At 73.8% G+C, this 9,784-nt stretch carries 7 protein-coding genes; 4 read left to right on the forward strand and 3 right to left on the reverse strand.

Going from position 1 to position 9,784, the window contains the following annotated elements; genetic code table 11:
- Window positions 1-152: 152 nt before the first annotated feature.
- The 3 genes from GCU69_RS25690 to GCU69_RS25700 are packed head-to-tail and all read right to left on the reverse strand — an operon-like array spanning window position 153 to window position 3,433.
- Window positions 153-1,028, reverse strand: coding sequence for a hypothetical protein (locus tag GCU69_RS25690; RefSeq protein ID WP_156207306.1), 876 nt, complete (start codon window positions 1,026-1,028; stop codon window positions 153-155).
- Window positions 1,029-1,047: 19 nt separating this feature from the next.
- A complete protein-coding gene (locus GCU69_RS25695) occupies window positions 1,048-1,572 on the reverse strand; it encodes a phage tail protein (RefSeq protein WP_098755181.1) in 525 nt (174 codons plus the stop codon).
- Between the two features lie 7 nt (window positions 1,573-1,579).
- The gene (locus tag GCU69_RS25700; RefSeq protein WP_098755182.1) at window positions 1,580-3,433 is read right to left on the reverse strand and encodes a phage tail sheath C-terminal domain-containing protein; all 1,854 of its coding nucleotides are present in this window, start codon (window positions 3,431-3,433) and stop codon (window positions 1,580-1,582) included.
- 620 nt (window positions 3,434-4,053) lie between these two features.
- On the opposite strand from GCU69_RS25700, the gene GCU69_RS25705 reads away from it, so the two are divergent.
- The 4 genes from GCU69_RS25705 (at window position 4,054) to sucD (ending at window position 9,371) form a co-directional block, all read left to right on the forward strand.
- Window positions 4,054-5,037, forward strand: coding sequence for a hypothetical protein (locus tag GCU69_RS25705; RefSeq protein ID WP_156207307.1), 984 nt, complete (start codon window positions 4,054-4,056; stop codon window positions 5,035-5,037).
- A gap of 89 nt (window positions 5,038-5,126) precedes the next feature.
- Window positions 5,127-6,344: a hypothetical protein gene (locus tag GCU69_RS25710; RefSeq protein ID WP_156207308.1), complete on the forward strand. Its 1,218-nt coding sequence runs from the start codon at window positions 5,127-5,129 to the stop codon at window positions 6,342-6,344.
- Between the two features lie 946 nt (window positions 6,345-7,290).
- Window positions 7,291-8,466 (forward strand): ADP-forming succinate--CoA ligase subunit beta, encoded by a 1,176-nt coding sequence (sucC, locus tag GCU69_RS25715; protein WP_156207309.1) that lies wholly within the window; start codon window positions 7,291-7,293, stop codon window positions 8,464-8,466.
- 20 nt (window positions 8,467-8,486) lie between these two features.
- Window positions 8,487-9,371 carry a succinate--CoA ligase subunit alpha gene (sucD, locus tag GCU69_RS25720; RefSeq protein WP_098755186.1) on the forward strand — a complete coding sequence of 295 codons (885 nt, stop codon included), beginning with the start codon at window positions 8,487-8,489 and terminating at the stop codon, window positions 9,369-9,371.
- Window positions 9,372-9,784: the final 413 nt, after the last annotated feature.

Consider the following 9,784-nt stretch of genomic DNA (forward strand, 5'->3'; position numbering starts at 1 on the left):
GCTCGGCGGCCGGCTCCGCGGACCGGAGCGACTCGATCCGCTCGAACGGGCCGGGCAGCCGCGGCCGTACGCGGGCGGGCGCGGCGCCGTCCGCGGGGGCAAGCGCCGCGCGGACCGCGGGGGCGTGCCGGGCCAGCAGCCGGTCGAAGTGGTCAGGCATCTGCGCACAACTCCAGGTAGTAGCGGCGGCGCAGCGGGCTGAGCGCCAGGATCTCCCGCTCGCTCCAGCCGTAGGCGCCGGCGAGCAGGTGGACGTCGAGGAGCAGGTCCCGTGCCCAGGAGTCGAGCTCGGTCCACAGGTAGGAGGCGATGTCCAGCTCGGCCTTGGTGGCCTCGCCGCACTCGGGGCAGGCGACGTTCAGGGTGACCGCGGCCGCCGGGTCGGCCTCCTCGGCCGCCTCGGCGATCCGCCGCTGCACCGACTCGGGCAGCTCGGGCAGCCGGCCGGCGGGCAGGGCCCGCCCCGCCCGGGAGGCGGCGACGACACAGCGGGCGAGCAGCAGCCGCCGGGCCTCCAGGGCCGGACCGGCCGCCGCGCCGGACCCCGGCCCGCTGCCGGAACCCCTCGCGGTGCCGGAGCCTTCCGCCGGTCCGGGGGCGCCCGTCCCATCGGGCGCCCCCGGACCCGTACCGCCGCGGGACACGGCGCCGCGCGCCGCGACCTCGTGCGCCACCGCGGTCAGATCGGCGACGGTGGGCAGCCGGAACTCGACCGCCCAGCCGTCCTCCTCGACCCGCAGCGGTCCCTGCTCCCGGGGCCGGGCGGCCAGCTCGTCCGTGGAGAGGTCGAACTCCATCGCCTCCCCGCACGGCACGCAGTCGATCCGTACCTGAAGGCGCTCGCCGAACAACGCCCGGCGCAGCGCGAACAGATCGGCCTCCCGCTCGCCGACGGCCACCGACAGCAGTTCGCCGTCGTCGGCCTCCGGACGCGCCGCACGGTGCAGCAGCAGCGCACGGCCGGGGGCGGGCTGTGCGAGCCCCGCCTCCCAGGTGGCCAGCAGCTCCGCGGGCCCTGTGATCGCCATACCTCGGACCACCCCGGGGTCAGACCGGGTTGGTGAACGAGGGCTCGGTCGGCTCCGGCACCTCGTAGTCGCGCTCCCAGCCCTCGCACTCGAGCTTGAGGCTCTGGATCGCCACCGCGTTGGCGTTGGCGTCCATCTCGCCGAGCACCTGGTACTCACTGGGCCAGGCCCGGTAGAGCTTGTGCGACACGGCGACCTGGCCGGCCTCGTTGAGGACCTGGATGACCAGGTCCTTGCGGAAGTCGGCGAGCGAGACCTCGGCGCCGAGCCCGGCCCCGACCTGCCAGACCTTGTTGGCCCAGCGGTCGAACTCGGGATCGTGCGTGACGCCGCGTTCGAGGGTGATGCCCTCGAATTCCGACCGGCCCGGAGACTTCCGGGGCGAGCTGGGGTCACCGCCGTGCCGGTGCTTGACCACTTCGGTGGTGCGCTTGAGCGGGCTCACCTTGCTGATGCCCGCCACCGTCCGCCCGCCCCAGAGCACAAGGAACTTGAAGTTCTTGTAGGGGTCGAAGCGATGGGCATTTACCTGGAATTCAGCCATCGGATTCCTAAATCTCGAACTGTCCGGCCATCTGCTGGATCTTGACGACCACGAACTCCGCCGGTTTGACGGGGGCGATGCCGACCAGCACGTTCACCACGCCGCGATCGATGTCCTCGTCGGTGGTGGTGTCCTTGTCGCACTTCACGAAGTACGCCTCGCGCGGGGTGTTCCCCTTGAAGGCGCCCTGCCGGAACAGCGTGTTGAGATACGCCGACGTGTCGAGCCGGATCTGCTGCCACAGCTGCTCGTTGTTCGGTTCGAACACGACCCACTGCAGCCCGCGGTGCAGGCTCTCCTCGACGTGCAGCGCGAGCCGCCGCACCGGGACGTACTTCCACTCGCTGTCCAGCGCGTCCGAGCCCTCCAGGGTGCGCGCGCCCCAGACCAGCGGGCCGATCACGGGGAAGGTGCGCAGGCAGTTGACGCCCAGCGGCCCCAGCAGCCCGTTCTCCCGGTCGGTCAGCTTCACGGTCAGCGACCGCACCCCGGCGAACCGGGCCTCGGTGCCCGCCGGTGCCTTCCAGACGCCGCGCTCGGCGTCCGTACGGGCGATGACGCCTGCCAGGGCGCCGGACGGCGGGAAGGAGCGCAGCCGGCCCGTCAGCGGGTCGGTCATCTGCAGATGCGGGAAGTACAGCGCCGCGTGGTTGCCGCGCACCGACTCGAAGGCGCCGAGCCCGGCCCGGGCGGAGTCCACGCTGACCCAGGAGGTGGGCGCGTCCACGAGGAGGAAGATCCGGCGTTCCCGGCACAGTGCCTGCGCCGCCGAGAGCACCGTGACCATGTCCTCGGTGGACTCGTACGCGCAGAGTTCCGGCAGCGCCAGCAGGTTGACGTCGTCGACGTCGCGCAGCGCCTGGAGCCCGGTCTTGCCGGCCTCGCTGCCGATGATGTCGCGCGGCCCGGGCGGGTCGCCGTCCTTGCCGCCGGACAGCGGGAAGACGGGCGGGTTGACGGTGGCCTCCAGGCCGAGGTCGTTGGCGCACTCGCCGACGAACCGCACCGTGTCCTCCGGGTCCACGGACCCGGCGACCACCTGGAGCCGCCGCCCGAAGGCGGTGACCTCGGCGCCCGCGAAGGCACGCCTGCCGGGCGCGTCGGGCAGCGCGCGGAGCTTGCGCTCCAGGAGCAGCGCCAGCTCGGTGACGGTGCGCGGGGCCTCGCCGTCCCGGTCCGGGTCGTAAAGCGTGAACTCGCGCTCCACCTCGCCGATCTTCACGGTGAGGTCGACCGCGAGGTCGGGCAGCTCCGCGGAGAAGGGCTTGGAGACCGTGCCCGACGGGTCCGGCCTGCCCTCGCCGTCGCCGAGCACCTCGGCGCGCACGAGCGCCGAGCCGGCGCCGACCACGGTCGCCACGTAGCGGCTGTGGGACGGATCCATGGACAGGCCGGTGAAGACCTCGCGGGCGCCGCCCCTGGCGTCGAACACCCGGAGGTTGAAGGTCGAGTCGGGGTCCGCCGTGTCGTAGTCCACGGACACCCGCAGTCCGGAGCCCCAGACTCCGGGCTCCTTGGCGTGCAGGGTGAGCACCGGGCAGGCGCTGTGGCCCTCGGTGGACTCGAGCGTGACGCAGGCTTCCTCGCCCGTTCCGGCGGCCGCGACGCGGACGACGACCGCCACCGTGCCGCCGTTGCCGAAGAACTGGTGCACGGCGTAGCTGACCGCGCTCTGCGAGGTGAGCCCGCCGAAGCGCCGCTCGAAGTCCGCGAAACTGGTGATCCGCACCGGCTGGTTGAGGGGTCCCCGGCGGGTGTGCCCCACGAACGCGGTCACCGAGGTGGTGACGGCGGCGATGGTACGGACGCTGCTGGGAAGTTCCTCGATGTATACGCCGGGATGGCCCGTTTGCACCGGCATTCCCCTCCATTCCCTTCGCGCATCAAGAGATGAGGAGAAGGGGTGAAGGAAATGCGCACGGAAAATGAAGCGTGCACACACTTCTTCTGACATTCCCCCGTCGCACACCCGCGCAATAGTCGGTATCGCGCGGACAGGCACTGCGGCCCGTTGCCCTTGATGCATGAGTGCCTGTTGGAGTGTCAGTCACCGCCGGGGGGCGGGTCAAGGACGGATTCCGGTCACTTTACGCCCGTAGATTCGCTGGCCAAAGCTTCTACGGTCTGCCGCATGATCAGGCACTTACCGTTGGTAAATATGATGACCACGCCGTGCATGACCGATTCGCCGAAGGAGCACCGAGCGATGGAATCAAGCCGAAAGGGCGGGTGTCCGGCGCGCCGGTTTGCGCCCTGAAAGGCGAGTTATGTGCGTTTCGTGCGTCTGGACTTCCGCGACGCGTTCCGGATATCCCTTTCGCGCCCGCACAAACACGGGTGAAGGGGGCGGCTGACGGCCCGTCGGGCGCCGGAGGGTTGCGCCCGCCCCCGCCGGTCGTGCAAGGATTCGGGCGCCCGTCCGGAATACGTCGTTCCATGTGTTCCGAACGTCGTTCCGTCTCCTGTGGAGGTCCCCGCTCCATGTCCGCCGCATCCGCCGTGGTGTCACCCGTGCGCCGGTCGCGCGCGGTTGCCGTGCGGCGGATGCTGCTGGCGGCGCTCTTCCTCGGCGGACTGCTCGGGCTGGCCCTCCTCCTCGGCGGCAGCGCGCACGCCGCGAGCCCCGCCGGGACGGACCGGACCGCGGACTCCGGGCAGCTCGTCGACGAGGCCGGCCGCACGGACACCGCCCCGAAGGGCCCGACGGCCCCGGACGCAGCGGATGCCCCGGACGCCGGTGCCGCAACGGACGCCGGTGCCGCGGCGGACGCCGGTGCCGCGGCGGACGCCGGGAACGCCACGGGCGGTGTGAGCGCGCCGCGCACGGACGCCGACGTGTCCGGCCCGGACCGGCGGGGCACCGGGGCCGCGCCGGCCGGGGCCGAGCGAGCGGTGAGCCGGCCGCACGCCCCCGCCGCACACCGGGCCGGACAGGCCCTCGACCCGGTCGCCGGCCGGGTGGAGGGAATCACCGGGCCGGTGCTCCACGGCACCGGTGACCTGCTGCGGGACATCACGGGCGGCGCTGTGAACCTCCCGGCGGGAGAGGGCGGCGAAGCCGGCCCCCTTCCGCTGCCCGGCACCGGCGAGGACCGTGCGGGCGACCGGCCCGGCACCGGCCGCGCCGCGCCCCCGGACTCCCGGCACGCCGACGACGCCGCACGGCCGGACGCGTCCCCCGGCCCGCGGGCCCCGTACACCGGCGGCCCCGGCACGTCGTCGCCCGCCCCCGGCACCGACGGCCCGGACGAGCACCGGCGGGACGGCCGTTCCGTGCCGCCGCCCGGCATGCCGCACGGCACCGCGTCCGCCGGTGCCGCGGACGGCTCTTCCCGCGCCGGCGACCCGCACGCCGTGTGTGACCGGTCCGCCCCCCGCTTCGGGCCGGTGCCCGGCGCGGTCCGGGCCGCCGCTGCCGCGCCGACGCGCGAGCGGCCCGCGGACATCCTCGAATTCCCCGGCTAGGGCAGGCCGTTCCCCGCCGCCCCGACCTGCCGCGCGGGGGCGGACCAGGTCTGCCCGACACCGGTTTTCGAATTCGAAGGACCTTCACCATGCACCAGAACATCCGGCGTTCGATCGCCGTAGCAGCCGCCGCCTCCGGACTGTGGGGCGTCGCCGCAGCCGGCGCCTCCGCGACGGCGCGGCCCGCCCTGTCCGTCGCCGACGTGGACGTCCCGGAGGACGCCACCGCGGGCGCCGAGGTCTCGGCGGCCGGAGTGACCGCGCGTCAGCAGGCCTCGGCGTCCGGGGCCGCTGCCGTGCCGCTGGACCCGGCGGACCGTCCCGCCGCTCTCGCCGTCCACCGGGCGGCGGGCGCCGTGGGCACCCTCGGCGTGCTGGGCGAGTCGGCCGCGCACGAGGCGCTCGAGGCGCAGGAGGCCGTGGACGGAGCGGCCGGCACGGCGGGTGCCGTGCGCGGCGCGGCCACCGAGCCGGTTGAGCGGGTTGAGCGGGCCGAGTGGGCCGAGCGGGCTGAGCGGGTCGAGCCGGCCGTCGCGGGCACCGCGGTCACTGCCGAGGGCGCCGTCGCGGCCACCGCCGAGGACACCGCTGCGGCCTCCGCTGCGGCCTCCGCCGAGGGCGCCGTCCGCAGCGGGAAGCACGCGGGCGTACGCGCCGTCGAGCAGGTGGACGCGGCCACCGGTCAGGCGGCGGACGCGGCAGCACGGACGGGCCGCAGCGGGCGGCACGCGGCGCGGCAGGCGGTCACCGGAACGGCCCTGTGCGCGGGCGGGACGGCCGACCGTGCCGCCGCGGACGCCACCGGGCACGTGGTGGCTGCCGCGGACCTGGCGGACGGGCAGGTCCGCGGCAGCGCGGACCACGCCACGGGACGGGTGGCGGACACCGCGGGCCGGGCGGCGGACGCGACCGACCGTGCCGTCGGCCGGGCCGCCGGGCAGGTGACCGGCCCGGGTGACGCCGTGACCGGCCGGGTCGACGCCGTCGTCCCGCGGGTCACCGGCCTTGTGGACGGGGCGGCGGACGGGACGGACCGTGCCGCGGCCGGTGCCGCCGGGCAGGCCCAGCAGGTGGCCGGCCGGGCCGGCGAGGTCCTGCCGTACGCCGTCGACCGGGCCGGCGCCGCCGGGGACGAGGCCGGCCGGGGCGCCGGGCAGGCCACCGCCGAAGTCCGGGACGGCGCCGAGCAGGTGCGGGCCGCGGCCTCGCGCGCCCAGCGGCTGGCCGGTTACCTCCGCGCCACCGCGAGCGCCACCGCCGACGCCCGGGTCACGGCCGGGGCCGCGGCGGGCGTGCCGGGCCTCTGATCCCCGGCCAGGCCCTCTGAACCCCCGGTCGGAGGCCGTCCCCGGCCGGGGCCCGTCCCCTGGCCGGGCCCACCCGCCCGGCCGGGCTCCGGCCCCTCCGACCGGGTCACGGGCGCCCGGCACCGGCTCTCCCCTTCCGGTGCCGGGCGTCCCCTCGCACGGCCGGTACGGCACGCGTCGCTCGGCCCGTACGGCGAGCACGCGCGCCGCTGTCACGGGCGGCGACCGCCCACCGGCGTCACCGGCACGGGCACCCGCGGCACCCCGTACGGCCGGCGGCGCATGTGGCGCCCGCACGGGCGCAGGCGCGCGGCCCCGTACGAGCACAGGCGGCAGCAGCAGACAGCAGGAGCAGACAGCAGGACAGGAGCAGACAGCAGGCGCAGACCCGGAAAGCAGGCGTGCGTGGCCCCGCACGAGCACACGCGCCCAGGCAGCCCCCGTACGAGCACACGCGCGCACCCGGCAACCCGTACGGGCACGGGCGCACCCGGCAACCCGTACGGGCCGGCACCCGGCCCCCGGCACCCGGCCCCCGGCACCGGCCCCCCGCAAGGACACAGCCGCACGCGACGCGGCACGGACCGACACGCGGCACGGACCGACACGCGGCACGAACCGCCCGGCGGCACAGGCGCTCGCGGCCCGGGGATTTCCGGCGGCTGCGCACACCGGTCGCCCACATACCTCACGAACGACACGGCCGCACCGGGATGTGCGTGCACGGCGGCGATCTGTGACTGTAATCACCGCGCACATGTGATCTGCGATTTAGAGCCCGCGCGGCTCCGGGGATAACCTGCGAGACGGACATGCCGCGTACCCGGTAACCGTGTGCGCCTCCCCAGTGACCGCGTCGTCACGTTGCCCGTAGCGGCACGCCCAAGCAGACAACGCACCGCAATCACCACGACAGCGGTATCGAGACGCAAAGGGACGGACGCGCGTGGACCTGTTCGAGTACCAGGCGAGGGACCTCTTCGCCAAGCACGGTGTACCGGTGCTGGCCGGTGAAGTCATCGACACGCCTGAGGCGGCGCGCGAGGTGACCGAGCGACTCGGCGGCCGCGCGGTCGTCAAGGCGCAGGTCAAGGTCGGCGGCCGCGGCAAGGCCGGCGGTGTGAAGCTCGCCTCCGACCCGGCCGACGCCGTGGAGAAGGCCGGCCAGATCCTGGGCATGGACATCAAGGGCCACACGGTCCACAAGGTCATGCTGGCCCAGACGGCGGACATCGCCGAGGAGTACTACGTCTCCTACCTGCTGGACCGCACCAACCGCACCTTCCTGGCCATGGCTTCCGTCGAGGGCGGCATGGACATCGAAGAGGTCGCGGCGACCAAGCCCGAGGCGCTCGCGAAGATCCCGGTCGACGCCAACGACGGTGTGACCCCGGAGAAGGCCCGCGAGATCGTCGAGGCGGCGAAGTTCCCGGCCGAGCTGCACGACCAGATCTCCGAGGTCCTGCAGACCCTGTGGAAGACCTTCATCGCCGAGGACGCGCTCCTCGTTGAGGTCAACCCGCTGGTCAAGACCGGTGACGGCAAGGTTCTCGCGCTCGACGGCAAGGTGTCCCTGGACGCCAACGCCGACTTCCGGCAGCCGGAGCACGACGCGCTCGAGGACAAGTCCGCGGCCGACCCGCTGGAGGCCCTCGCCAAGGCCAAGGGCCTCAACTACGTCAAGCTCGACGGCGAGGTCGGCATCATCGGCAACGGCGCGGGTCTCGTCATGAGCACCCTCGACGTCGTCGCGTACGCCGGTGAGGCGCACGGCAACGTGAAGCCCGCCAACTTCCTCGACATCGGCGGCGGCGCCTCCGCCGAGGTCATGGCGAACGGCCTCGAGGTCATCCTCGGCGACGCCGACGTCAAGTCCGTCTTCGTCAACGTCTTCGGCGGCATCACCGCCTGTGACGCGGTCGCCAACGGCATCGTGCAGGCCCTGGAGCTGCTGAAGTCCAAGGGCGAAGAGGTCAACAAGCCGCTGGTCGTGCGCCTCGACGGCAACAACGCGGAGCTGGGTCGCAAGATCCTGACCGACGCGAACCACCCGCTCGTGCAGCAGGTGGACACCATGGACGGTGCGGCCGACCGTGCCGCTGAGCTCGCGGCTGCGAAGTAAGGAAACGGGTCACCAACACCATGGCTATCTTCCTCACCAAGGAAAGCAAGGTCATCGTCCAGGGGATGACCGGCTCCGAGGGCCAGAAGCACACCAAGCGGATGCTTGCCTCGGGTACGAACATCGTCGGCGGCGTGAACCCGCGCAAGGCCGGCACCAAGGTCGACTTCGACGGCACCGAGGTTCCCGTCTTCGGCTCCGTCGCGGAGGCGATGGAGGCCACCGGCGCCGACGTCACCGTGATCTTCGTGCCGCCGAAGTTCGCCAAGGGCGCCGTCATCGAGGCGATCGACGCCGAGATCGGCCTCGCCGTCGTCATCACCGAGGGCATCGCGGTGCACGACACCGCCGCCTTCTGGGCGTACGCCGGTTCGAAGGGCAACAAGACCCGGATCATCGGCCCGAACTGCCCGGGCCTCATCAGCCCCGGACAGTCCAACGCCGGCATCATCCCGGCCGACATCACCAACTCCGGCCGCATCGGCCTGGTGTCGAAGTCCGGCACGCTGACGTACCAGATGATGTACGAGTTGCGCGACCTCGGCTTCTCGTCGGCCGTCGGCATCGGTGGCGACCCGGTCATCGGCACCACGCACATCGACGCGCTGGCCGCCTTCGAGGCCGACCCCGACACCGACCTGATCGTGATGATCGGTGAGATCGGCGGCGACGCCGAGGAGCGGGCCGCGGACTACATCAAGGCCAACGTCACCAAGCCGGTCGTCGGCTACGTGGCCGGCTTCACCGCTCCCGAGGGCAAGACCATGGGCCACGCCGGTGCGATCGTGTCGGGCTCCTCCGGCACCGCGCAGGCCAAGAAGGAGGCCCTGGAGGCCGCGGGCGTGAAGGTCGGCAAGACCCCGTCCGAGACGGCCCGCCTGGCGCGCGCCGCGCTCAAGGGCTGACCTCCGGTCGAACACCGGAAGGGCCCGTACCCCCGAGGGGTGCGGGCCCTTCCGCTGTTCCCGGCCCCGGCACGGAGGGAGCCGCGGGCCGCGGCGCGCACGCCGCGGCACCGGGCCGGGGCGAGGCGGCCGCGCCGCAGCGAGCGCACCGCGGCCCGCGGGTCCTCCTCGGCCTCCGAGGACAGCAGGTCGGGCCCGGCGTGAACCGGCAGGCCACCGATGTGACGGAGCTGCCCGCGCCGCCCGCCGGGCTGCTCGTGCCCGAGGAACTGGGCGGCCAGGGCGCTCGCGCTTGGCCCGCAGTCAGCGGTAACCCGCGTCACGGCCGGTTTGGTTGACGTGCTGTGGGCGGGTCATGGGGTCATGGGGTCGGGGCGTGGGGCCGAACGGGGTGAGGCAGTCGCCGGGGCGAG

The sequence above is a fragment of the Streptomyces lycii genome (assembly GCF_009735685.1).
Taxonomy (GTDB): Bacteria; Actinomycetota; Actinomycetes; order Streptomycetales; family Streptomycetaceae; genus Streptomyces; species Streptomyces lycii.